Here is a 24,374-nt window from a genome sequence, read left to right as displayed (position 1 = left end):
GATGGAGGCGCGCCATGAGCCGCTTCCTACTCGTTGTCCTGATGCTCGCCGCTACCGCCGGCGCCGTGATCGCCTATGGCGACCCCGATCAGATCGCGCGCGCCAGCGAACAGATGTCGCACATGCTGGGCCGGAGCGTCGTGAAACCGGCACCTGCGGTCGAGATTGCGCGCAGCCAGGCCGGCGAATTCGCGCTCAACGTCAAGATCAACGGCGTCAGGGCGCCGATGGTGATCGACACCGGCGCGACCTCGGTGGTGCTGACCTGGGAAACCGCAAAGGCGATCGGACTGCCGCTCGAGATGCTGGAATACAATGTCGACGTCGAAACCGCCGGCGGTCATACCAAGGCGGCGCGGCTGACGCTGGATCGTCTCGCGGTCGGTCATCTCGTCGAGAAGTCAATTCCGGCACTGGTGGTGCCGCGCGGGCAGATGAAGACCAACTTGCTCGGCATGAGTTTTCTCGACCGGCTGGAGAGCTGGGGCGTGCAGGCCGACAGGTTGAAGCTGCACGGCTATCCCGACGTCACCGGCAGCATCAATACGGGAAGCATCAACGGCTCAGGCAGCCATCGCCGCGGCCGCAGCGTCGTCAACTAGCGCCATCGCATCGACCAGCACGTTGACGCCGGCCCCTGCCCTGACGCCGTTTTCGGCGAGATGGCGGCGGAACGCCCGCGCACCCTTGACGCCGTGGAACGCGCCGACGAAATGCCGCGTCATCGAATGCAGCCGCGTGCCCTGCGCGAGTTGCTCCTCGATATAGGGCAGCATCGCCGCGAACACGTCCTTCATCGTCGCATACGGTGCCGCCTCGCCGAACAGCTCGGGATCGACGTTGAGCAGCCGCCACGGCTCCTGATAGGCTGCCCGCCCCAGCATCACACCGTCGACGTGATCGAGGTGTTGCCTTGCTTGCGCGATGCTGTCGATGCCGCCGTTGATGATGATGGGCACATCGGGCAATGCGACCTTCAGCCGATAGACCCTGTCGTAATCGAGCGGCGGGATGTCGCGGTTTTCCTTCGGCGACAATCCGTTGAGCCAGGCTCTGCGCGCATGCACGATCAGCGCGTCGCTGCCGGCTGCGATCACGCCGCGCGCCAGCACGTCGAGCGCAACTTCCGGATCCTGATCGTCGATGCCGATCCGGCATTTGACGGTGACGGGAATTTTCACCGCGCGCTTCATCGCGGCCACGCCTTCGGCAACGAGCGCAGGCTCCGCCATCAGGCAGGCGCCGAACCGGCCGTCTTTCACCCGGTCGGACGGACAGCCGACATTGAGATTGATTTCGTCGTAGCCGAAATCCTCGCCGATCTTTGCCGCCGTCGCGAGCGCAGCGGAATCGGAACCGCCAAGCTGCAACGCCACCGGATGCTCGCTGGCATCAAACCCGAGCAGCCGCTGGCGATCGCCATGAATGATGGCGCCGGTCGTCAGCATCTCCGTGTAAAGCCGCCCACGCCGCGTCATCAGACGGTGGAAGACGCGGCAATGCCGGTCGGTCCAGTCCATCATCGGGGCCACGGAAAAACGATGGTCTAAGTCATTCATTTCGTTAGGCTTTTTTGTCACCAGTCGATCCTATAAGGGATTGGACCGACTGGCAAATCTGGCGCGCGTGAGCCTATTTACTCCGGTTTCTCCAGGATCACATCCGCTCCGATCGGAAGCCAAATCATGCCATTTCGCATTCTCAGTGCACACATGGTGTACACGAAAGCCCGAATGCACACGCGCCGCGGAACCGATCAAGCCGCGATCCGGTGCAAGCGTATGCAACACCTAAAATCGGCATGATGCGTTCAACCGCACCTTCGGGCGAAGCTGCTCGAACTTTGAGGCGGGTTCAAAATTCGGAGGGAAGCGCGCTCAAAAACGGTGGCTGTCTGAGTCAAAGATCATGCGGCCGTCATCGCTCGCACACCGACCGCGCGGCTCCAGTCGGCCCTATTTCTTTTTCCCGTCGGCATCGAACTGCTTGAGAAATGCGACGAGGTCGTTGGTCTTCTGCTCGTCCTTCAAGCCGGCATAAATCATTTTGGTGCCCGGTACCTTCGCTTTCGGGTCCTTGATATATTCGCGGAAATTAGCCTCGTCCCAGGTGATCCCGGAGTCCTTGTTCGCGGCCGAATATGAATAGCCGGCAATGCTGCCCGCCTTGCGGCCGATCAGCCCGTTGAGGACCGGTCCAACGGCATTCTTCGCGGTCTCGCCGATCTGGTGACAGGTCTTGCACACACCGAACACCTTCTCGCCGGCCGCGGCATCCTGGGCTCTCACTTCGCCAGCGCCCGCGATGGTCAAAAGTGCAACGAAAATAAATCCTCGCATCTTGATCTCCTGTTTTTGTTAGCCCTTGCGGGGCCGGAAATTCTTGTGTTGTCGGGGGAAGCGCCGATCTGACCGTGCAGATCACCGGCATGCTGGCCCTCTCTCAAGCGCCATACACGGTCAAAGTTCCACCGGGATCGGTGATCCGAGCCTGCACGTTCGCTCTCACGGTCACGACGTCCTGAATTCCTGACAACGGCATCAGACTGAATGCGGTGGAAAGCGCGTCCGCTTCGGTAGCGGTCGGCGCCACAACACTTACCGTGCTGTAGCGCGACGGGCTGCGACCAGTCGCCGGATCGAACAGATGGGTAAACCGGCCCGAAGTGTCGAAGCGAAATCCGGCACCCGCCGATGTCGCGACAGCACGATCGACAAGGTCGATGGTTTCGGTGAGAACGCCCGGCCGCTCGGGATCAGCGAGGCCGACGCGCCACGGCGTGCCCTCCGGCCTTGCGCCGATCGCCCGTATCTCACCCATATTCACCAGAGTCGTCGACAGGCCCGCTTTACGCAGCCGCTCGACGACGCGGTCGGTAGCGTAGCCCTGCGCGATGCCGTTCAGCGTGATGGCCGCGCCATGTCGAGTAAGTGCGATGCGGTCTTCGCTGACGCGCAGCCCGGCATAACCAACCTTCGCCAAGATTTCGGCCAATTTCTGCGGCGAAGGCCCGTCGCTGTCCGGCTTGTCGGACGTAAAATGATCCGCATAAAGCTGCCACAGCGGCTGCACCGTCGGATCAAATGCGCCGCCGGTGATCCTGGCAAATTGCAGCGATGCCTTGAGCAGCGCCACCATGTCAGCGTCGGGAGCAACAAGAATGCCGGTGCGGTTGAGGGTCGAGATCGCAGAACTGGCGCTGTAGAGGCTGAACTGTTGTTCCAACCGCCGCACGTCCACCACACAGCGCTCGACCAGCCGTCCGGCCTCGGCCCGGTCCGGATGATAGATTTCGATCGACACCTGCGCGCCAAGCGCCGAGCCGTGCCACCGCACGGCTTCGCCGGCCTGCGCCATTCGACCACCGGCCAGAAATGCCGACCCGGCCGCGGTCGCGGCAATGACAATCAAGCGACGGCGGGTGAGATTTTGGTTGAGCATCGGCTGATCCTCGTCAGTTGAGACGCACGTCGGAGTGTTCGGTCTGGTCACCGGCAGTGTCACTGCCCAGCACGTAGGCACTGGGAATTTCCACAAACGTCACAACGCGACCGCCATTGGCCGCGGCAAACGTGCCGGCGGCCTCGCGATTCCCGAAAGGCACGGCCTCGGCCGCGCCCATTCCGCCCTGCTTGCGGCTTTCGATCACAAAGAACGCCTTGCGCGCGTCGATCCAGTTCGCGGCGCCCGGATCTTCCCAGCTTGTCGCGCGCGCCATGTCCGAGACATAGATCGCCCGGATGTCGCGGGGCTGGTCGGGCATCAACGTGAAGGCCACGGTGTCGCGGACCGAGGTAAACCAGAACGGGTCAAGCCTGCCCGCGGTGATGATCTGGCCCTTCGGACCGGGATGCTCCGCTAGACTCATGCCGCAGAATACGGCCATCGCGTCGCTGTTGAGCGCAACCGGAGGCGGAACGACCGAATTGGCTGCGTCCTGATTGCATCCGGCGAGGAAGACGGCGCCGAGAACAGCGCAGAGGATTCGCAGGGTCATAATTCCCTCCGCGCAAAGAATACGGTCGCAAGCCCGAGCGGTGCTGCGATCCAGACCAGCAGGCCCAGCAACAGCGCGCTAATGCCGACACTCGCGGTCCCCGCAAGCCCGGCCATCCCCGAAAACTGGCTGACATTGAATCCGGTCAGATTGGTCAGGCGGTAAAGGTCGGTCGGATTGAGAAAAAGCAGTCCTTCGAGGACAGGCGCCGAGATGATGCGCCCCTGATCGATCACGAGAATGCCGAGCAGCGCCATGTCGAATACCAGCACCATCAGCAGCCAGATACCCACCGAAAGTCCCGCCGCGGTGCCGCGATCGCGGACCAGGCTGGAGATCAGATATCCGATCGCGACAAAGACCGCGCCGAGCAGGATCGAGGTGCCGAGCATGGATGCGAACGCATACCAGCTTGCCGCCAGCACCGAGGCGCCGGTGATCGCGAGCGCGGCCGCCGCTGCGCCATAGCCGATGATGGTGGCAAACGCCAGGATCAGGACATGCCCGCAGAATTTCCCGAGAATCACCTGATACCGGCCAACGGGATAGCTGAGCAGCAGGATCATGGTGCCGCGCTCCATCTCGCCGACCACCGCATCATGCGAAATCAAGAGCGCGATCAGCGGCAGCAAAAAAATCGTGAGACTGGACAGGCTGACCACAACGACATCTAGCGCACCGGCGCCGACATTGCCGGTCGGCGCACTGCCGAGGAATGTCAGGGAGAGCGAAAGTGCGGCCAGCAGCAGCGTGGTCGCCAGGACCCAACGGTTGCGCAACCCTTCCTTGATTTCCTTGGCCGCGATGATGGCGATGTTCCTCACGCGGCATTCTCCCGGAGAAAATGGGCATAGAGATCGTCAAGCGTCGGCGCCGCAATCTCGATATTGCGGACGCAGGGATCGCCGGCCGCAACGCGAAGCAAATCCATCTTGCGGGCCTCATCGGCCACCAGCATCACGCGGCCTTGCGGGGTCACGACGGACTCGCCGGTCATCCACGCCGGCGGCGCGCCATTGCCGCCGGGCGCGAGGTCCAGCGAGACCCGGATCGGCAGTTGCGAGATCGAGCGCAGTTGCGCCAGCGTGCCCTGCGCGACCAGAAGCCCGCGGTTCATGATCAGGACATGCTCGGCGCGATCCTCGAGCTCGTTGAGCGCGTGCGATGAGATCAGGACCGTGGCGCCGTCGTCCCGCAATTCGCCCAGGATTTCGTAGAAGGTCTGGCGCAGCGCGGGATCGAGTCCGGTTGTAGGTTCGTCCAGCAGCAACACCCGCGGCCGCCCCAGCAGGGCCTGGGCCAGTCCCAGACGTTGCCGCATCCCCTTGGAATAGGTTCCGACCCTGCGATCGGCGGCATCCATCAGGCCGACGCGGTCGAGCAGCGGCCATGCCGAGGCGGGCTTGATCCGCTTCAGCCGTGCGTAGAATGCCAGCGTTTCTCGTCCGGTCAGAGCAGCGTTGAACGCTACGTTCTCCGGCAGATAACCGAGCAGCCGGCGCGCCGAGAATTCGCCGGCCGCCGGATTCTCGTCCAAAACGCGGACCGCGCCGCGGTCGGCGTGAATGAGACCGAGCATCAATTTGATCAGCGTGGTCTTGCCGGCGCCGTTGTGGCCGACCAGAGCACTGAGCCGTCCCGGAACGAGGTCGAACGAGACGTTGCGCAGCGCCTTGACCACGCCGAAGCTCTTTTCCACGCCATTCACGGCGACGGTAACATTCATCTCAGGCTCCGACTGGCTGATGGTTTCGGCGGCGGTGCGATTAGGGGGTGCGTATCGACGACGCCACCGGGATAGAGTGCCGGAAACTGCGCCTGCGCCCAGCGCAACACCTGCACCGCTGGACTGTTGATCAGCACCTTCGCCGCCGGCGCGGTCCACAACACGCGGTCGACCAGATCGTTGGGGCGGTAGGCGGTGTCGGCAATGCCGTCGCCATTGAGATCGAATGCGGGATTATCGCTCCAGTAATTGCCGCGGCCGTCCTTCGACCAGTCGAGGTCGCGGGTGCCGACATATTTCACCTGGTTTCGGTTGCCGACAAAAGCGTTGCCGGTGATCTCGTTGCCCTCGGAGCCAGCGGTGAAATGCACGCCGATACCGCAGCGTTCGAACCAGTTGTTGCGGAACTTGTTATGGTTGGTGTTGTAGATGAAGACGCATTTTTCCGGTCCGCTGCGGAGGCCCTGTGCGGGCTTTGTCTCCGGCACCATGCTGTGCTCATCATCTGGACCTTCGTCCCGGCTGCTTGCGATATTATCGAGCGAGCCGCCGGCCACCCAATTGCCGTCGATCTCAGCGTAATTGGCATAGTTGAACAGCATGCCGTAATCGCGGTCGCGATCCGAGATGTTGTTGCGGATGACCAACCGGTTCGAATACATGATGGCGTAGCCGACGTGATTGCCGACCGACACATTGCCGCTTACTTCGCTGTCGTTGGTGTACATGTAATGCACCGCGAACCTTACCTGCTCGAAGCGATTGTCGATGAAACGGTCCTTGCGGCTGGAAATCGTGAAGATGCCGTCGCGCCCGTAGCGGAAGGTGTTCTCGGCGATCGTGACATCGGGCGCATTCCACAGCGACACGCCGTTGCCGGCCTCGTTGAGGCGTCCGCCCTGCACGCCGTCGACGACGTTGCGCAGCACGCGCGATCCTGTCGCGCCGTGGACATAGATGCCGAACAGGTTGCCTTCGAAACGATTATTTTCGACCAGCGCCCGTTCCGCGGTCTTCTCGAGAAATACGCCGGAATCCATGGTCTGCAGATCGTGGCCCGATCCCCGGATGGTCACGCCGCGGACGGTGACGTCCGGTACCGTCACGGTGACGACATTGCCGACACCGCCGCCGTCGAGCACCGCACCCGGCCGTCCGCTCAATACGACGCGCCGGTCGATCCTGATCGCGCCTTTGTAATCGCCCGGCGCAAGTTCGATGACATCGCCATCCTGCGCCCCGTCCAGCACAGCCTGTAGCGCCTGCTCCGGCGCAGCCTTGAACGTCTCCGCAACCGCGGAGCCCGGGACTCCGGCGGCGAAGATCGCCGCCGGGAGGATGCGCAAAAGGGCGTGCACGTGTCGTTCCCGTCTCAAGCCGTCGGCTTGGGCTCGACCAACATACGGCCCTTCATCTCCATGTGCATCGCGTGGCAGAACCACGAACAATAATACCAGTAGACGCCGGCTCGATCCGCCGAGAACGACACCGAGGCCGTCGCCATTGGCGCGACTTCCATATTGATGCCGTAATTTGTAATCGCGAAGCCGTGGGTCAGGTCCTCTACCGCGTCGATATTGGTGATGTAGACGGTGACATGGTCACCCTGCTTGACCTGGAACTGCTCCAGACCGAACGCCGGCGCAGTCGAGGTCATGTAGACGCGCACCTTGTTGCCGTCCCTGATAACCTTGGAATCGGCTTCGAGATCGATTCCATCGGCCTTGGCCTGCTTGACCGCATCCGCAAACATCGGATCGGCACGATCCCAGATCGAAATCGGGTTGATCTTGGAACGGTGAACGATGGTAGCGTCATGCGGCTCGGCAAAGCTCGGGCCGTCATGAATAAGAACCATCTTGTCGCCGGAGATATCGATCAGCTGGTCGTTCTCGGGCTTCAGCGGACCGACGTTGAGAAACCGGTCCTTGGAGAACTTGTTCAGCGAGATCAGCCACTTTCCGTCCGCTTCCTTGGTCTGTCCCATCGAAGAGTGATTGTGACCCGGCTGATAATGCACATCGAGCTTCTGGATGATCGGATCGACTTTCTCGCCCTTGAAGGCGCGCTTGGCGAGATCGATATTCCACTTACAGATCTGGCTGTCGAGGAAGAGCGTCGTAAACGCATTCCCCTTGCCATCATAGGCCGTATGCAGGGGTCCAAGACCAAGTTCGGGCTCCGCAACCACGACGTCACGTGGCTTGATCTTGTCGTCGAACAATTGATCGAACAGCCGGACGTCCATCACCGTCACTGTCGGCGAGAGTTTTCCGGCCACGACGACGTGAATGCCGTCGGGCGCGGTGTTGATGCCGTGCGGATTGTTGGAAATCGGGACATAGCGGGTATATCGCGATCCGTGACGTCCATCGATCACGGGCACGCCGTTCATTTCCTTGAAGTCGCCCTTCTTCACCGCCTCTTCAATCCGCTTGAGATTGAAAATGACGGCCCAATCCTGCTCGCTGGCGGTCATCTCGGCTAGCGTGACGCCTCCTTCCGAATTGTAACAGGTGGCGAAGGCGTATTTGCCCTGATAGTCGGCATCGACGTTGTCGAGGTTGCCATCGACCATCACCTGCCAGGCGACTTTCATGGTATCGCCGTCAATTGCGCTGAAGATCGCGTGATACTGCTTGGGATCATCGAGGACCTTGCCATCGTTCGGCAAAGGCACGCCATCCTCGCCGTTTGCGAACACGTAGCCAGTGCGTGGATATTTCTGCACGCGCAAGCCGTGCACCGAGTGCTGGTTCGGAAGCTGAATAATCTTGTCGCATTTCATGACGTCAAGGCGCACCCGCGCGACGCGGGTATTGGCCTTGTCGTTCATGAACGCGTAGCGGCCGTCATAGGTGCCATCGGTGAAGGACAGATGCGGGTGATGCAGGTCTCCGTTCGTGTAGGAGCCCCCACGGGTCTTGAGGAATTCGCGGGTTTCCGGCAACAGCCCCTCGGTCAGCACCTTCAGGCTTTCGTTGGTCAAGCCCCAGCCGGTGGCGCTGCAGCGGTTGAACACGGGCACGCGCATCAATTCGCGCATCGACGGAAGGCCGACGATACGCATTTCGCCGGACTGACCGCTGGAGAAGAAGGTGTAATATTCGTCGAGTTCGCCCGGGGCCACTTCATTCTTCAGGACCGCGGGCCGCGCCGCAGGCGCCTTCGGCGCCGCGGTCTTGGTCTGCGCATCGGCAGCCGTGATGAAGCCCAGGCCATCGGTGCCGAGCGCAACCCCGCTCGCAATACCCACGCCTGCGGCTGCCGCGGTTGTTCCAAGCAAGGTGCGGCGGCTTACGCCTTTTCCGTTTTCGTTGTCGTTCATAGTAGCCTCCTGGGCTTTCAAGTTACAGGTGGGGTGATGGCATCGACGGTCGGCAGCTTGATGGGCTTGCCGCCGGCGGTGATGATGGTGTTCGGACCCTTGCCGCCGCTGCGCATCGAGGGCGACGACAGCGCATCGCGCTTCTCGCGCTTCAGCCGCACCTGAATCATGTGCGGGCAGCGGTGGTCGTCGAAATACAGTTCCTGGCAATGCATGCAGTAGATGCACTCATTGACGTTGATGTGCCCCTCGGGGTGAATCGCCTGCACCGGGCATTCCTTGGCGCAGCGCTGGCAGGGCGTGCCGCATTCGGGCCAGCGGCGCAGCCATTCAAACATCCGGATCCGGCCGGGAATAGCGAGCGCGGCGCCAAGCGGGCACATGTAGCGGCAGAAGAATCGCTCGACGAACAGTCCGGCGGAAAGCATGGTCAAGGCGTAAATGACGTATGGCCATTCGCGCGCGAACTTCAGGACAATCGCGGTCTTGAAGGGCTCCACCTCGGCCAATTGTTCTGCAAAGGCGGTCGAGTACAGCGACATGCCGAACAGGCCGAGAAAGATGATGTATTTGATCGGCCACAGCCGCTCGTGCAGGCCCCATGGCAGCCTGTATTGCGGGATCTTCACCGCCTGGGCGATGTTGTTGAGCAATTCCTGCAGCGCCCCGAACGGACAGAGCCAACCGCAGAATGGCCCGCGCCCCCAGAACAGAAGTCCGGCGGCAATCGAGGCCCAAAGCAGGAAAATCAGCGGAGCTGACAGGAAGTATTCCCAACTGAAGCCGGTCAGCAGCGAGTTGGCGAAAGTCAGGACGTTGACCACCGAGAGCTGGGCGTTCGCATACCAGCCGAGCCAGACCAAAATGAAAAGCAGATAGCCTCGGCGGACCCACACATAGACCTTGGGACGCCGGACCAGCGTATTCTGGAAAAAGAAAATCAGAGTGAGCGCGCCAAGTGCTGCGATCGTCGTGCTGATCTTGACGACGTTACCGCGCCAGATCTTCATCCACAGCGGTTCGTCTTCAACGGCGAACGGTGCCGCGGTGTCGCGCGATGCGGCCGCTGGCGCTGCCGACGGCATCGCCGAAGACGCGGCTACTTGCTGCCGCACCGGCGGTGCTGGCGTACTCTTCATGTAGCCATCGGGTAGCGTGTAGCCGAGATCGAAGGTGAGCCAGGCTTTTTCTTTGGTGCCGACGACGCGCTGGACCAGCAATTGCAACACCCACGGTTCGGTCGGATCGAACGTGAATTCCGCTGGCAGCACGAACAGCGCAATTTCGGGAAAGTCCGGCGCACCTTCGGCGCCAAGGCTTCCCAGCCGCGTGTGGTCGCGGTCGCGGAAGCGGATGCTGTTAGTGTCCTGGATCAATTCGATGCGGTCGAATATCCCGCCGCGGACGTAGGCAGCCCCCTTGAAGGAGTAACGCCCCGATCCCGCGACGACGAGCGCCTGCTGGCCGGGCTTGAGCCGGCCTGCGAGGCGGTCGAATCCGTCATCGCCGAGCAGGCTGCGGCCGATAGTCGGCACCGCGACGTCAGCGACATAGAGGTCAATGAAGGTGTCGCCCGGATCGCCCTCTTCCGGGTGCGCCGCCGCTGCGGTGTCGCGCGATTTCTCGAAGGCCTTGTTCACGTCATCAATGGAAAGGATCAAGCGCCGAACCGAGCCGTCACCAACAAGGCTCTGCCAGTCGCGGACTTCGCTCTTCCCGGCATCGATCGCCTTCGACGCCTGCTGCGCTGCGCCGGCGGCTAAATTTCCCTGACTGCCGAGCCGGCCGCTCTTGATGAGCTTCGTCGCCGAACGAACGATGCTGTCGCCTATCACCAGGACCGTGACCGTCGCGCCACTGACGATATCGACCTGTGGGGCGGGTGCTGCGCCGCGCGCGACGCGATCCATGTCGGCACCGATCAGCTTGTTGACGGCTTCCAGAATGCGTTTTTCCGGAATGCCCAAGAGAACGATGGGCTCCTTGTGCTCGACGAGCTTGAGGCCAGTCAGCACACCCTTGGGATCGATACCGACCAGGATCTGGATCGGCTTTCCGGAGTAGCCCGTGGCGTTGGCAAAATCGGAGTTCAGGTAAACGAAGCCGAGAAGTTGATCGTCCTTGTAGGCCGTCACAAGCGCGGGATCGCCCTGCGGCGGTCCAAAACGATTGGCGCCCGCAACCATTTCGGACGGCTCGGCCTTGCCGAGGTAATCGCTCAGCCGGCCTGCCGCGCAGACCTCTCCAAGCGTGGCGATCCAGCCGAGAACGGCGAGAAATCCCCAAAGGACATAGATGTTGACGGGTTTTCGCAAATGCTTCTTCCAGATTTCAGCAGAACGCCGTTGTTCTGGATCACAAGCTCGGGCATTGGTAGATCACCGAAGAGGATCGTCAGTTGCGCTAGATCAAACTGCCAGCATCCTGATTGGTTCAAACTTATCGCGTGAGAGAACCGGACATGCGCAAAGAACCACTTCTGACCGCAGTGCCGCCAGTTCCGGTGCGAAGCCTAAACGAGCTTTATGCAATTGCGTTTGACCAAGCGCAAAAGGCCGCACAGCAATACGGCGCGCTCGCCAAGCAGACGGATGAGCGCCTGCTGCCGGTGCGTCCCGTATTCGAGGTCCTCGCAACACGCGAGCGCAATCGCTGCGACATCCTTTCCGCCGCCTGCGGCAAACGTCCCAATGCGTCCGATCTGCGCTGGGCGCCGATCGATCTCGTTCCCGCCGCGGAAATCGCCGACATCAGGAATTCCAGCCTGTCGACGCCTTACGCCGCATGGGCGCTTGCGGCCCGCCACCGCCAGCGCGCCTTCGTATTCTGGACTTATGTCATCGCGCTTGCCGAAGATCCTTTGGTGCGCCGGACCGCCGAGCAACTCGCGCATGAAGCATTATCCGACGGCAATCTGTTGCGCCGCGAGCGGCGGCTTGCCTGGCGCACCGAACGAAAGATCGATGGCAACGATGCAGCGAAGAACGACGAGGGGATCGACGAAGCTGGCTCGGCGGCGCTGCTGGAGAGTCTTCTGCTCAGGGACATGATGGCCTGGTCGCAACGGCTGGACCCGGTCCGGCGCGAACAGCTGTTGACCCTCGATCCAGTTCCCCTGCCCCCGCCTTTCCTGACGCCGACCGACGGAAACGACACCGGCACGAAATTTGAGGAGATCGAACAGGTCAAGCGCCGCGCGCTGCGCCGCGCAGAACAATTGTCCAACATCTATCTCAACGATGCCGACCGCGCGGCGGACCAGAGCAGCATGGAATTCGCGCAGAAACTTGCCGCGCAATCCATCGTGCGGCTCGCGGGGCTGCGCCATCTCGCCTCCACATCGGGATTGCAGTGATCCGCAGGCCCAACTGGTGGAACTTATAGCTCGCGCCGCATCCGATGGCTGAGCAATTTTGCTCATAGCGGGCGATGTTCGGCTAATTCCTGTCGCTCCACTGACGCTCACGGAACGAGCTTTTCCAGAACGGGCCTATCGCCCGCAATTTCGGGGATCAGGAAGCCCTGCGCCGGGCGTTGGACTGTTGAGCCAATTGCTTCGGACGCGTCTGCAGATCGCCCCACATCAACACCGCGCCAAAGGCGACGAACATCACGACTACGCTTACGGCAACGAGCATCGAATCGACTGGCATAACTAACCTCCTGTGAAGTGATGCCTGCCCCGCGTCCGTCAGGCTTTGACCTGAATCAATTCAACAAACGCCAAGGCGCACAATCCTTCACGCCGCTGCCATGGCTTCGGCCCGGGTCGCGTCCAACAGCCGCACACCGCCGGTGACAATGATGAGCATCTTATCGCGCTCGAAACCGGGTCATTGTCCGGCTCACCGTTTCAATCGTCAGCCCCAGATAATCCGCGATATCCTGCCGGCTCATCGGCAGCGGAATGGTTTGCCGCTCGTCACCGATATGGGCCAAGCGCGCCCGCCAGCCGATGAGAAAGGCCGCGACTTTCTCTTCGGCCGTGCGCCGGCCGAGCAAAAGCATTTGCTCCTGCGCCAGCATCAGTTCACGCGCCGCAAATTCGTTGATCCGGAGCAGGAAATGCGGCCTTTGCCCAATGAAGTGCGTAAAGGCGTCCGCAGGGAAGCGGCACACCGAAACAGCTTCGATCGCATCCGCCGAGAAGCTGTAGCGATCCGACGGCATGAGGCCGAGAAAATCTCCCGGCAACGCAAAGCCGATCACCTGCCGCCGCCTGTCGGGCCACAGCTTGTACAGGCGCGCAACACCCGCAGTCAAATTATGGACCGAAGCAGCGGCCTGGTCCGCGGTGAAAAGTGCCTCATTGGGAGTCAAATGAACGTGACGGGCGATCCGCTCAAACTCCACAAGGTCAGCCTGGTCGAGCGCGCTGCAAATACTGAGCGATCGGACGGCGCAGGCCGAGCAGCGGCCGAAATTGCCACGACTTGGATTTGGAGCGGTGGTCCGTATCATTGCCTCTGCCCGTTCGACCGATGATCGGCCAGTCATCCCCGGTCGCGGCAAACCGCTGCTCAAGGGCTCGCCGAGACCAGTTGCATTTTAAGGGACCCACGACCAACCGATTGATCCAGATCAAGTGCGAGGGCGATTTGACCTTCATTGTGCGATTTATATCTGGAAATCCGCATTCTCCTGGAGTTGATGCCGCAATGATCGGACGAATTCTGGCGCCCCTGGCACTGATACTCATCACGTTGACGCCGGCCGTGGCGGCTTCACCTGACGAGCAGCGTGGCCGGACCTTCGCGCTGAATAATTGCGCGCGATGTCATGCCGTCGATCGGGTGAGCCAAAGCTCGCTCAAGATCGCGCCGCCGTTCCGGATACTGCACAAGCGCTATCCGATAGAAACCCTGGCTGAGTCGCTTGCCGAAGGTATCCAGACCGGCCATCCGACCATGCCGACGTTCCAGCTCGATCCCGATCAGATTCACGACCTGCTAACGTATCTGAAGACTCTCGAATAGCTTCGCCTACAGCGCCTCTATTATCCACGCGATCATGTTCTTCGCAATCCGGCTGAACGCAGCGACGGCCGCCGGCGGCGCGACCTGCGCATCAACAGCCTTAGCGCACTGGCTCGCCGAGACGGAAGTGTCGGCGCCCCAACGCGATGATCTCGCGGTCAGTCGGGTGATCGCAGGCCTCGGCGTGGAGGACTCGCGCCTTCTGCGACCGCAGGCCTTCCTTGAGATGCTTCAGCAGTAGCGTTTTCTCGTTTCCGGGTCCGACAATCAGGACATTTTCGCTATTTTGCAGGGCCTGATCGATCCGCGGAAAGAAGGTCAGATCGTCGTGGACCTTGCCGGAGCCGATGGTATTGGCCTTGTGATGCAGATGGGCGGTCGGAAGATCGGCAAGAATCGTCTGCTCATCAACGGCATCCAGCCCCAGATAAAAGACCTTGGCGAGGCGATGATCGATCCAGACGACGACGTGATTGTGAACGGTCATGATTTTCTCTCTCTGCAGCGCCCCAGGTGCGCTCAGGAAAGTAACCGACAGCTGCTCAGTCGAAGTTGATGCACATCAAACCCGACATAGCCACATGGCGTGCTTGTATCCGCAGTTCGTACAGCGAACGTTTGATCCTAATCAATGGGTCTCGATTCCTGCGCCGCTAGTATGGCCTATATCCAGTCGCGCTGCGCCAGCCCGCAGCACGCCGTCATTCCCGGGGAATGAAACAGGAGATCCTCACATGCGCGCCCATCAGATCATGACCCGTTCCGTCATTTCTGTGACCCCGGATGCCACCATTCTCGAAGCCGCGAATGTCATGCTGCGGTGGCATGTCAGCGGACTTCCGGTGGTCGATGCAACCGGCAAGCTCGTCGGCATCGTCTCGGAAGGCGATTTCCTTCGCCGCAGCGAAATCGGCACGCAGCGCAAACGCGGCCGGTGGCTCAAATTCTTGCTCGGCGCCGGCGAAACGGCGACCAATTTCGTTCACGAAAATGGCCGCAAAATATCCGAGGTCATGACCAGAGATCCGCGCACCATCACCGAGGACACGCCACTCGAGGAAATCGTGATGTCGATGGAAAACAACGCCGTCAAGCGCCTGCCGGTGATGCGCGGCGAAAAGCTCGTCGGGATCGTGTCGCGTGCCAATCTGCTGCAGGCGGTCGCAGGCCTCGCCCGCGAAATTCCCGACCCGACCGCCGACGATGATCACATTCGCAACCGCATCATCGATGCTCTGGAAAGGAAAGACTGGTGTCCGTTTGGCCTCAATGTCATGGTGCGCGACGGGATCGTCCACCTCAGCGGCGTCATCACCGAGGAGCGTTCACGGCAGGCAGCGGTCGTCGGCGCGGAGAACGTCGCCGGCGTGAAGAAGGTTCACGATCATCTGTGCTGGGTCGACACCATGTCCGGGATGTATCTGGAATCCCCGGAAGACGCCGATTTGGCAAAGGCCAGTTAGGGCATTACGGACCGGTTTTCCCCTCGCGACAAACGCGAAGCGCTTGCGCGGAGATCATGCCCAGACGAAAAATGCACAAGCAGGATGACGTTTCGAAGAAAAGTCATCCTGCCTCATCCGCCAGCCACTAGCTGTGCGCGGTGCTCGCCGCCAGTGCCCGCATGACGTCTTCGCGGGCGATGATCCCCGCTAGCCGTTGTTCGGCATCCAGCACGGGAATGCTCTTCATCCGATGGTCCACCATCAGCTGCAATACCCGTGTCAGCTTGGTCGCGGGATCGACATAGATGAATTCCGGCGTCATCACGTCGGCGACCGTCCGTGACAGCAGATCATCATAGGCCGGAACCATGCGACCGGGATGGAAAGCGAAACACTTCAGAAAGTCGAATTTGGTCACCAAGCCGACGACCTCGCCGCTTTCGCGAACCGGAAAAGCGTTGAAATCGCCGTCGTCGAACATGTTCTTGAGTTCGCGCATCGTCGTATCGCGCGCCACGGTCTTCACCGCACGCGTCATATACTGTCCGGCGGTCGCCTCGAGGAACTTATGCACGGCGCTTCCTTGTCAACATGAATTCCCTAGGGACAGAAAGGCACAACGGCGGGGCTCGATCGCAAGATGACGGGTGACGCCGCTTCGAAACGCCATATCGGCGCCCTGCCCATAAAGCTGCATCCTAGGCGGCGATTCCGGATCGAACCTGACCTAGATCAAGCCGGCGCGCTTTCTCCGATGGCAGCGATCGGGACTTTTTCGGGACGAGGCGGGGTGCGAAACACGCTGACATTGTCTTTCATTTCAATGAGGTACGCGCTACTGATAATCTCGCTACGCGGCGCGTCCACATCGGTTGTCGGGATGCGATATCCGGCGCGCACGGAGTGCCGAAAAGGCTGAACATGATCGACGTCGACCGACGGTTTCGCAGTCAAGATCCGTTCGATCAAAACGTGCGCAGCGGCATCGAAGGATCCGGCGTTGGCACCTGGGATCTTGAATTTTCGACCCTTGAATTGACCTGGTCCAATACCACACGGAAGCTGTTCGGCGTCGCACCGGAAAAACCCGTCGACTACGACCTGTTTCTTTCCCTGCTGGATCCACAGGATCGCGATCGCACCGCGAAGGCGGTGCAGCAGTCGATCGATACCGGGTGCAATTTCGACGTGCAGTACCGCATACACCGGCACTCGGATGCTGGTCACTGGGTGCGTGCGCTCGGCGCTATCGTCAGCGGCGCCGATGGCCGACCGGCGCGGCTGAGCGGCATCATGATCGACATCGATCATGAGAAGCGCCTCGAGGATGACCTAAGGACACGTGAGAGGCACTTTCGTTCTATTTTGGACACGGTCCCCGATGCGATGATCGTGATTGACAAGCATGGCGTCATGCAGTTTTTCAGTAGCGCTGCCGAACGGCAATTTGGCTACACCGAACCCGAAGCAATCGGGAACAATATCAGCACGCTGATGCCGGAGCCGGATCGTAGCCGCCATGACGGTTACCTCGCCCGCTACCTGAAGACAGGCGAACGGCACATCATCGGCATCGGCCGCATCGTGACCGGGATGCGCAAGGACGGCACCACCTTTCCAATGCACCTCACCATCGGTGAGATGCACTCGGGCGGAGAGCCTCACTTTACGGGTTTCGTGCGCGACCTCACCGAGCAGCAACAGACACAGGCGAGGCTGCAGGAACTGCAATCCGAACTCGTTCACGTATCGCGCCTCAGCGCGATGGGCGAGATGGCGTCCGCACTTGCCCACGAACTCAATCAGCCGCTTTCGGCCATCAGCAATTACATGAAGGGATCACGCCGCCTGCTGGCGGGCAGCACCGACGTCAACGCGCCGAAGATCGAGGCCGCGCTCGACCGTGCCGCGGAGCAGGCGATCCGCGCGGGCGACATCATCCGTCGATTGCGCAACTTCGTCGCGCGCGAGGCATCGGAGAAACGCGTAGAGAGTCTGTCGAAGCTGATCGAGGAGGCCGGTGCGCTTGGGCTCACCGGGGCTCGCGAACAAGGAGTACTCCTGCGCTTCAAGCTCGACCCGACATGCGACCAGGTGCTCGCCGACAGGGTCCAGATTCAGCAGGTTCTGGTCAATCTTTTCCGCAACGCGCTGGAAGCGATGGCCGGTTCGACGCACCGCGAGCTGATCGCCTCCAACTCCAAGGCCGCCGATGATATGGTTGAAATTGCCGTGTCGGATACCGGACACGGATTCGGCGGTGATACCCATGTCAACCTGTTTCAACCGTTCTTTACGACCAAGGAAACCGGCATGGGCGTCGGCCTTTCGATCAGCCGGACCATCATCGAAACCCATGGCGGCCGGATGTGGGCGGAGACAAATGGCGCAGGTGGCGCGACCTTTCGATTCACCCTGCCCACTGGATCTGCCAAGGAAGTGAACGATGTCGCAGGGCGGTAAGGTCTATGTCATCGATGATGATCCGGCGATGCGCGACTCGCTGGATTTCCTGCTCGGCTCGGCCGGTTTCAGCGTGCGCCTGTTCGATTCGGCGCAGGTTTTTCTGAACGAACTTCCGAGGCTGGAGGCCGGCTGCGTGGTGACGGATATCCGGATGCCGGGCATCGACGGCATGGAATTGCTGCGTCAGCTGAATCCCGCCTTCGGCGCCCGAAAGCTTCCAGTCATCATCATGACCGGCCACGGCGACGTTCCCCTGGCCGTTGAGGCCATGAAGCTTGGCGCGCTCGACTTTCTCGAAAAGCCGTTCGAGGATGACCGGCTGATCGGCATGATCGAGACCGCCCTCTCGCGGAACGAAAGCGGCTCGAAAGGCGAAGCGCTCACGGCCGACATGGCCGCAAGGGTCGCCTCGCTCACTCAGCGGGAACGTCAAGTGATGCAGGGTCTGGTGGCCGGTCAATCGAACAAGGTGATCGCCAAGGAATACGACATCAGTCCCCGCACGGTGGAGGTCTATCGGGCCAACGTCATGACCAAGATGCAGGCGAGTAACCTTTCGGAATTGGTCAGATTTGCGGTCCGGGCCGGGATCATCGAGGATTGAGCCAAGTCAATTTGGGCGGGTGAAAACTGGCTATCCTGAGGCCATGATAGATGCCCGCCACAAACCATCCGACCATACCGGGCTCGGCTCACCGCCCAGGAAATCCCTGATTTACGTCGTCGACGATGACTACGACGTGCTGACGTCGTTGCGATTTCTTCTGGAGACGGAGGGTTTTGACGTCCGCACATTCAGCACCGGTTCGGCGTTGCTGGGGTCGTCGACCCGGCACGGCGCAGATTGCCTCGTGGTCGACTACAAGATGGCGGGGATCGACGGGCTGGAGTTGGCCCACAGGCTGCGGGATCTCGACGTCAACACGCCGATCGTTCTGATTACGGGTTATCCGGACGAAAACATAACGACGAAAGCAAGTTCCGCCGGGGTGCGTCAGGTCCTGCTCAAGCCCAATCTCGAGGACAGCCTGGTCGAATGCGTTCGAAATGCCATCAATCCGGGCTGTGCAGGCTCTGCGTGACTCATCTGGCAGATCGCCTCCGTAAAACCCCTTAGGGCGCTTCCCCTAGGATATCGACCGAAATATTCAGAAAGACATATCCTCGGTAGACCAAGCCATCCCGCATCGAGGAGATGGCGACATGCATACCCAGACAATCACCGCCCCGGCAGCCAAGATTCTCAACGCTCCGCGCACCCTGCTTCCGCCGTCGGGCGACCAGTTCAGCGTCATCGCGAGCTGTTCGGGCGTGATCGCGACCGAATTTTCCTTTGGGAAGGACGAGGAAATCTACGGCGAGGGCGAGCCCGCAGAGTACGTCTATCAAGTAATCCGTGGTGCGGTTCGTACCTACAAACTATTGAACGATGGGCGACGCCAGATCGGCGCGTTCCATTTGGCTGGCGACGTCTTCGGCCTCGATCCCGGTTCCGTCCATCGCCTGACTGCCGAAGCCATCACCGATACCACCGTCCGCCTGGTGAAACGGCGCAGCCTCGAGGCGGCCGCCGGATCGAATGTCAGGGTCGCCCACAATCTCTGGACCATGACCGCAGGTGATCTGCGGCATGCCGAAGATCATATGTTGCTGCTCGGCTGCAAAACCGCGATGGAAAAAGTCGCCACGTTCCTGCTGGAAATGGACCGTCGGCTCGCCAAAGCCGGCATGTTGGCGCTGCCGATGTGTCGCCGCGATATCGGAGATTATCTCGGCCTTACCCTGGAAACCGTGTCGCGGGCGCTTTCGCAACTCAACGACCAGGGTGTGCTGGTGTTTTCGAGCGCCCGCCAGATCGTGCTGCGCAACCGCCAGCGGCTTGCAGACATGGACGCTTGAGGCAGGCAACCAGCCAGCCAAGGGCGGTGCGACAACAGCAGTGCGATGGCATTGCAGAAAGATGGGAGTTCAAAATGAACAGCTATCGCGTTTCCTTCTACAAGGATCTGCTGAATTCGGACGGCCATAGGTTCAAGTGCCTGCAGCGCGAGGTCGATGTCGAATCGGATGGCCCATCGCAGGCGTTGGTGTTTGCCGAGCGGCAGGTCGACAATGAACGCTTGAACGCCGACTGCGTCGAGGTGATGCACCTGACCGGCCATCATCAGTTCGAACACCCTTCAAACCAATCGTCCGCCCCCTGCAAACACACCTGGAGCCGCGCCTCGTGACGCGCGCGCCATGAGCCCGGCTAACAGCGCTATTGTGCGAACATTGACAGAGATCAACACGCGTCTGTTGCGGCTTTTACATATGGGTCGGCATGTCGCAGACCCATCCTTCGCCCCACCAGTGGCTCCCGATATCCATCGCGCCCGAAGATTGCGACCTCCAGCTCGGAGTGATCGACAAGGGCGGCGTGCGCCCCTGGGCATTTCCCTGCCGAAGGCGCCAGGCCATGTGGTTCAATGTCTGGGCCGATCAGCCCGTGTTGATTCATCCGACGCATTGGCGCGTGTGGCGTCAGTAAGGAAATGAGATGACCCGCTGAAAGCAGGCGAACGCTCAGACGAGCACGCCGTTTGATCTACCGCAACGACGCGACGCGCTCACACGTCCATACTCGGCCAGTTTAGCCATCCGAGGGAACAGGCCATGACAAGCCGGACCAAGACATATCCGATCGTCGAAAGCGCCATCAATCTATTCGGCGACTGGCTCAAGCATCGGCAGGAGATGCGTGAGCTTCGCGATATGAACAGCCGCGATTACGCACGCATCGCGCAGGACCTTTGCATCACCCCTGCCGAACTCGATGCAGTCGTCCGCCGTGGACCGCATGCGAGCGATGAATTACCGAGACTCCTGAAAGTCCTAGGCATCGACGAAGCGACGCTCTCGCGGACGCAACCTGTCCTGCAACGTGACATGGTGCGCGTCTGCGCGACATGCCAGCAGAAGGCCCTGTGCAACCACGATCTCGACTCCGGCACTCTCGCCCAACGGTATGACGAGTACTGTCCGAATTCGCCGGCAATCGACGAGTTGGGTCAAAGATCCTGATAATTCGTCGGCTTCGGCCCGTAAGCAATCGGCCGAAGCTGATTGCGAAACGGCCCTGAGGCGAGATAGCAACGATCCATCCTGCGATAGTTTTACTGCTGCGCCAATGACGCACAGGAGAGAGCATCATGAGAAATGTCGCATTCGGACTTGCCAGTGGAATTGCCTGCTGGGCGCTGCTTGCGCCCGCCGCCGCCGGCGAAGTCAGTGTTGGCAATCTCGTGATCACCCAGGCTTGGAGCCGCGCCACGCCGGGTGGCGCGTCAGTTGCGGGCGGCTATCTCACCATCGAGAACAAAGGGTTGCTGCCCGATCGTCTGTTGTCGGGCGCAAGCGACGCCGCCAGGAAAGTCGAAATTCACGAGATGGCCCAGGACAAGGGCATCATGACCATGCGCCCGATCGAAGGGGGTTTGTTCATCGAAGCCGGCAAGACGGTGAAGTTCGAGCCCGGCGGCCGGCACCTGATGTTCATCGGACTTGCCGCCCCGTTCAGGGAAGGCGAGCAGGTACCGGTTTCGCTGGCGTTTGAGGCGGCCGGCAAGGTCACGGTGCCGTTTGCGGTCCAGGGAATTGGCGCCCGCGCGCCGGATCCCCTGACCAAGGTGGAGTTACAGCGGCCCGCGCTACCAGCGGCGGCCGATGATCCCGACGAGGCCTTCTTCACGCATTTCTGCGACCCGAAGGCGATGGCCAATATCACGGTGTCCCCGGGCCGCGCCGGTCCGGTCGAGATCGCAATCCAGCTCGAGGACGGTGACGAGCAACCGCTCACCACGGCCCAAGGCGTATCGGTGACGCTCGCCAATCCGGACAAGGGCATCGCACCGGTGACTGTCATCGCCGAGCATGTCGGCGGTGACAAATGGGTGGCGCGGATGGATGCGCCGCAATCGGGCCGCTGGTCGCTTGATCTCGGCATCAAACTATCGGCGACCGACGGGGTCCAAATCGCGGCCCCGATCCTGATCAGATAGACTCAGGGCCGCCGCGGTAACCAGAACGCCGCCGAATAAGCCGCAGCAAATCCGAGAAACGCCACGGCCCAGGCGATGCCGGCAACTACCAACAGAACACCGGCGTGGTCCGTTTCCAGCACGGCGCAGACCCGCGCGAGGGCTGCAATAATCACGGCAGCATAGATCAGTTGCGTCGCAGGCGACGCCTCAAGCCGCTGCCCCGCATGACCGAGCGTGGCCCGGCTCATGACAGCGAGCGTCATGGTGCCGATCGCCCCACCCGTCCATGCGTGGATTCCGGCACCGGGCGCCACGAGATCGAAGGCGCTGAGCGCCGAGAGGATGAAGCCCACCGGAATGAACGCATAGGCGATGTGCAGGATCAGCACCAGTCGATCGGAAAATGTCCGGTATCCGCTCCAGCGCACGAGGCGGATAAGGTGCATGCCGCCGCATAGCAGCAACAATCCGCCAGTGGTCCGATCCAGTGGTCGCACAACCCAAAACAAGAGCACGAACGCGCTCAAGCCGATGGTCGCAGCATCGAAGCGGCCGAATGGCGCCGGCATTTGGCCTGGACTTCGTTTTGCCAGCCAGTTGCGGGTAAAGCTTGGGATTATCCGCCCACCGATCAGCGCAATGAGGCTGATCACCACAGCGATGCCGCCACGGGTGGTGTATTCCGCCAACCCTGAGAAGTGCGCCTCCAGGTGAAACGCCAGATTGCCGGCGGCGAGCAGGCTGATGATGGCGACGATCATGAGATTGCCCCACTTCTTGCCCGCAATGATCTCGCGCGCGGCGGAAGCCGCCAGCAGAATGAGAAACACCGAATCGATCGCCGCGGCCGGAGCCCAGCCAATCCAGGCCGAAATGCTGACCGCAATGCGGCCCGCTACCCAGGTCGAGAACAGCAGGATCAAAGGCCTGCCCTGCAGCGGCAGCCTGCCTGTCCAGTTCGGCACCGCCGTCAGCAGAAAACCGGCGACGACGGCCGCGATATATCCAAACAGCATCTCATGGACATGCCAGTCCCGCGGCGCGAACGCAGTACTGAGCTTCAGTTGACCGTAAAACACCGGCAGCCACACCAGGATGATGGCGCCGGCATAGACGGACCCAAAAAAGAAGAACGGCCGGAAGCCATACGAAAATAAGGCGGGGCCGCGATAATCTCTCAAGCGCGATACTGACATGATTTGGACCTTACTTCGGCTGTTCTCAGCTAAATCGCGGCCAACGCAACGCGCGGCTCTTTGTCGAACCGCAAACAGCGCCACGGTTGCTCGCTCCGGATGGTATGACTTCTTCGGTGATCCCATTTGCGCAAGCGCAAAGACGACGGCCCTGCCCCGGCGTATTCGCAAAACCGTTCAGCAAAATCGAGATAGACGATGCGAGTCTTTGAGCGGCTGCGGATGAGTTTCGGACTGTTGCCAATCCAGCTTCAGAACGATTCGGGTTACTTCGATACTTTGGCGGCCGCATCCGGCTTGCGAGCGAGATCAACCGTTCGGGCAGACATCCGCCGCGGACGCCAGTGAGCGTTTTGAACGCCGCTTACTTTGGTCGTCGCTAGATTTTCTTTGATCTCTCGGTGCACACATCGTGCACACGCCGCCTTCTAACCTATTGAAACAATTGGGATCGATCTCGGTCCAATCCATCGTGGGCAAGTTTGAACTAACCCCAACAAATAACATCCAAGATGGTCAAATCTGCAATCGTCTGTGAGCGCGCTTCAGTGAGTACCGCGGACGGGAGCGGACCTTACCTTATTTGTCCTTGTCGGATACGGATTTGCGCGGAACTCGACCCGCCCGATCTGGCTTGACCTTTGCGAGCGGGCGCTGAGCGCCAAAACGCTTTCGGTTGAAAGGCACGGCGCCAGAGCCCGCAACAATTTCGATGTCTTCGAGCTCCAAGGGCTTGCCGCGCGCCGACAGCGGGGTGGGGTATTCGATTTGCCGCCCACTGCTGCGATCCCTGAACACGACCTGTGGCCCCGCCGGCTCGGCAAGCCAGTCATCGCCCCACTTCTTGAGAGCCAGATAAGTCGGAAAAAAATCGCGGCCCTTTTTGGTCAAGACATAATCGTAACGCCCACCATGCTGCGGCAACGGCACGCGCGTCATCATGCCGAGATCAACGAACTTCTTCAACCGCGCGCTGAGAATGTTCGGCGCAACGCCAAGATAGTACTGAAACTCGTCGAACCGCCTGATGCCGTAATAGGCTTCCCGCAGCAGCAGGATCGACCAGCGGTCGCCAACGACCTCCATGGCACGGGCGACGGAGCATTCCTTATTGAAAGAACGCTTCACGTGGTGTCTCGCAGTCTGTTACCTCGGTGATTCCCGTTCACTTATAGCAGGGGATCCGTACTTTCCGCCTGCCCTTTTCGATCGTGAAAT

Annotated in this window: 25 protein-coding genes and 1 pseudogene; 11 read left to right on the top strand and 15 right to left on the bottom strand. The window is 60.8% G+C overall.

Annotated elements, in window-relative coordinates:
* The first annotated feature begins 14 nt into the window (after nt 1-14).
* Nucleotides 15-602, top strand: a complete 588-nt coding sequence (locus BLS26_RS31435; RefSeq protein WP_092516350.1) for a TIGR02281 family clan AA aspartic protease — start codon at nt 15-17, stop codon at nt 600-602.
* On the opposite strand, the gene dusA is transcribed toward BLS26_RS31435, so the two are convergent.
* The 9 genes from dusA to BLS26_RS31390 all read right to left on the bottom strand — a co-directional run bounded on the left by dusA (nt 564) and on the right by BLS26_RS31390 (nt 11,309).
* A complete protein-coding gene (dusA, locus tag BLS26_RS31430) occupies nt 564-1,523 on the bottom strand; it encodes a tRNA dihydrouridine(20/20a) synthase DusA (protein WP_244542048.1) in 960 nt (319 codons plus the stop codon). The genes BLS26_RS31435 and dusA overlap by 39 nt on opposite strands.
* A gap of 432 nt (nt 1,524-1,955) precedes the next feature.
* Nucleotides 1,956-2,339 carry a cytochrome c family protein gene (locus tag BLS26_RS31425; RefSeq protein ID WP_092516348.1) on the bottom strand — a complete coding sequence of 128 codons (384 nt, stop codon included), beginning with the start codon at nt 2,337-2,339 and terminating at the stop codon, nt 1,956-1,958.
* Nucleotides 2,340-2,442: 103 nt separating this feature from the next.
* Entirely contained in the window at nt 2,443-3,441 is a 999-nt protein-coding gene (locus BLS26_RS31420) for an FAD:protein FMN transferase (RefSeq protein WP_092516347.1), read from the bottom strand.
* A 13-nt stretch (nt 3,442-3,454) separates the two neighbouring features.
* A complete protein-coding gene (locus BLS26_RS31415) occupies nt 3,455-3,997 on the bottom strand; it encodes a nitrous oxide reductase accessory protein NosL (RefSeq protein WP_092516346.1) in 543 nt (180 codons plus the stop codon).
* The gene (locus BLS26_RS31410) at nt 3,994-4,821 is read right to left on the bottom strand and encodes an ABC transporter permease subunit (protein ID WP_092516345.1); all 828 of its coding nucleotides are present in this window, start codon (nt 4,819-4,821) and stop codon (nt 3,994-3,996) included. Before BLS26_RS31410 ends, BLS26_RS31415 begins: the two co-directional genes overlap by 4 nt.
* Nucleotides 4,818-5,723: an ABC transporter ATP-binding protein gene (locus tag BLS26_RS31405; protein ID WP_092516344.1), complete on the bottom strand. Its 906-nt coding sequence runs from the start codon at nt 5,721-5,723 to the stop codon at nt 4,818-4,820. Before BLS26_RS31405 ends, BLS26_RS31410 begins: the two co-directional genes overlap by 4 nt.
* Nucleotides 5,720-7,081, bottom strand: coding sequence for a nitrous oxide reductase family maturation protein NosD (locus tag BLS26_RS31400; RefSeq protein ID WP_092516343.1), 1,362 nt, complete (start codon nt 7,079-7,081; stop codon nt 5,720-5,722). Before BLS26_RS31400 ends, BLS26_RS31405 begins: the two co-directional genes overlap by 4 nt.
* 14 nt (nt 7,082-7,095) lie before the next feature.
* A complete protein-coding gene (nosZ, locus tag BLS26_RS31395) occupies nt 7,096-9,051 on the bottom strand; it encodes a TAT-dependent nitrous-oxide reductase (protein ID WP_092516342.1) in 1,956 nt (651 codons plus the stop codon).
* Between the two features lie 17 nt (nt 9,052-9,068).
* Nucleotides 9,069-11,309, bottom strand: coding sequence for a NosR/NirI family protein (locus tag BLS26_RS31390; RefSeq protein WP_244542047.1), 2,241 nt, complete (start codon nt 11,307-11,309; stop codon nt 9,069-9,071).
* Between the two features lie 203 nt (nt 11,310-11,512).
* On the opposite strand from BLS26_RS31390, the gene BLS26_RS31385 reads away from it, so the two are divergent.
* Nucleotides 11,513-12,406, top strand: a complete 894-nt coding sequence (locus BLS26_RS31385) for a hypothetical protein (protein ID WP_092516341.1) — start codon at nt 11,513-11,515, stop codon at nt 12,404-12,406.
* Nucleotides 12,407-12,563: 157 nt separating this feature from the next.
* Here BLS26_RS31385 and BLS26_RS36085 read toward each other — a convergent pair whose 3' ends face one another.
* Both BLS26_RS36085 and BLS26_RS31380 read right to left on the bottom strand, forming a co-directional pair.
* Nucleotides 12,564-12,704, bottom strand: coding sequence for a hypothetical protein (locus tag BLS26_RS36085; protein ID WP_157676637.1), 141 nt, complete (start codon nt 12,702-12,704; stop codon nt 12,564-12,566).
* A gap of 87 nt (nt 12,705-12,791) precedes the next feature.
* A pseudogene (locus BLS26_RS31380) lies at nt 12,792-13,512 on the bottom strand (Crp/Fnr family transcriptional regulator).
* A gap of 197 nt (nt 13,513-13,709) precedes the next feature.
* Here BLS26_RS31380 and BLS26_RS31375 point away from each other — a divergent pair.
* Nucleotides 13,710-14,027 (top strand): cytochrome c, encoded by a 318-nt coding sequence (locus tag BLS26_RS31375; protein WP_092516340.1) that lies wholly within the window; start codon nt 13,710-13,712, stop codon nt 14,025-14,027.
* Between the two features lie 100 nt (nt 14,028-14,127).
* Here the strand turns inward: BLS26_RS31375 and BLS26_RS31370 are convergent, their stop codons facing one another.
* Nucleotides 14,128-14,514: a hypothetical protein gene (locus tag BLS26_RS31370; RefSeq protein ID WP_092516339.1), complete on the bottom strand. Its 387-nt coding sequence runs from the start codon at nt 14,512-14,514 to the stop codon at nt 14,128-14,130.
* 247 nt (nt 14,515-14,761) lie between these two features.
* Here BLS26_RS31370 and BLS26_RS31365 point away from each other — a divergent pair, with 247 nt between their 5' ends.
* Nucleotides 14,762-15,490: a CBS domain-containing protein gene (locus tag BLS26_RS31365; RefSeq protein WP_092516338.1), complete on the top strand. Its 729-nt coding sequence runs from the start codon at nt 14,762-14,764 to the stop codon at nt 15,488-15,490.
* Nucleotides 15,491-15,617: 127 nt separating this feature from the next.
* Here BLS26_RS31365 and BLS26_RS31360 read toward each other — a convergent pair whose 3' ends face one another.
* Nucleotides 15,618-16,046 (bottom strand): HPP family protein, encoded by a 429-nt coding sequence (locus BLS26_RS31360; RefSeq protein WP_092516337.1) that lies wholly within the window; start codon nt 16,044-16,046, stop codon nt 15,618-15,620.
* Between the two features lie 347 nt (nt 16,047-16,393).
* Here BLS26_RS31360 and fixL point away from each other — a divergent pair, with 347 nt between their 5' ends.
* From fixL to BLS26_RS37335, 7 genes are all read left to right on the top strand, one after another.
* Nucleotides 16,394-17,935 carry a sensor protein FixL gene (gene fixL, locus BLS26_RS31355; protein ID WP_092516336.1) on the top strand — a complete coding sequence of 514 codons (1,542 nt, stop codon included), beginning with the start codon at nt 16,394-16,396 and terminating at the stop codon, nt 17,933-17,935.
* Nucleotides 17,919-18,542: a response regulator FixJ gene (gene fixJ, locus BLS26_RS31350; RefSeq protein ID WP_092516335.1), complete on the top strand. Its 624-nt coding sequence runs from the start codon at nt 17,919-17,921 to the stop codon at nt 18,540-18,542. The genes fixL and fixJ overlap by 17 nt, the downstream gene beginning before the upstream one ends.
* Nucleotides 18,543-18,585: 43 nt before the next feature.
* Nucleotides 18,586-19,020, top strand: coding sequence for a response regulator transcription factor (locus tag BLS26_RS31345; protein WP_092516334.1), 435 nt, complete (start codon nt 18,586-18,588; stop codon nt 19,018-19,020).
* Nucleotides 19,021-19,141: 121 nt separating this feature from the next.
* Entirely contained in the window at nt 19,142-19,837 is a 696-nt protein-coding gene (locus BLS26_RS31340) for a helix-turn-helix domain-containing protein (RefSeq protein WP_092516333.1), read from the top strand.
* A gap of 74 nt (nt 19,838-19,911) precedes the next feature.
* Complete coding sequence (locus tag BLS26_RS31335; RefSeq protein ID WP_092516332.1) at nt 19,912-20,169, top strand: hypothetical protein; 258 nt, start codon at nt 19,912-19,914, stop codon at nt 20,167-20,169.
* Nucleotides 20,170-20,593: 424 nt separating this feature from the next.
* Nucleotides 20,594-21,001: a hypothetical protein gene (locus tag BLS26_RS31325; protein WP_092516330.1), complete on the top strand. Its 408-nt coding sequence runs from the start codon at nt 20,594-20,596 to the stop codon at nt 20,999-21,001.
* A gap of 128 nt (nt 21,002-21,129) precedes the next feature.
* Complete coding sequence (locus BLS26_RS37335) at nt 21,130-21,978, top strand: copper chaperone PCu(A)C (RefSeq protein WP_092516329.1); 849 nt, start codon at nt 21,130-21,132, stop codon at nt 21,976-21,978.
* A gap of 2 nt (nt 21,979-21,980) precedes the next feature.
* Here the strand turns inward: BLS26_RS37335 and BLS26_RS31315 are convergent, their stop codons facing one another.
* Together BLS26_RS31315 and BLS26_RS31310 are read right to left on the bottom strand one after the other, a co-directional pair.
* Entirely contained in the window at nt 21,981-23,240 is a 1,260-nt protein-coding gene (locus tag BLS26_RS31315; RefSeq protein WP_371360716.1) for an NnrS family protein, read from the bottom strand.
* Between the two features lie 495 nt (nt 23,241-23,735).
* Nucleotides 23,736-24,284 (bottom strand): helix-turn-helix domain-containing protein, encoded by a 549-nt coding sequence (locus BLS26_RS31310; protein WP_244541748.1) that lies wholly within the window; start codon nt 24,282-24,284, stop codon nt 23,736-23,738.
* Nucleotides 24,285-24,374: the final 90 nt, after the last annotated feature.

The sequence above is a fragment of the Afipia sp. GAS231 genome, assembly GCF_900103365.1.
Taxonomy (GTDB): Bacteria; Pseudomonadota; Alphaproteobacteria; order Rhizobiales; family Xanthobacteraceae; genus Bradyrhizobium.
Note: the sequence above shows the minus strand (reverse complement) of the source record. Positions and strands in the feature narration are given on the sequence as shown.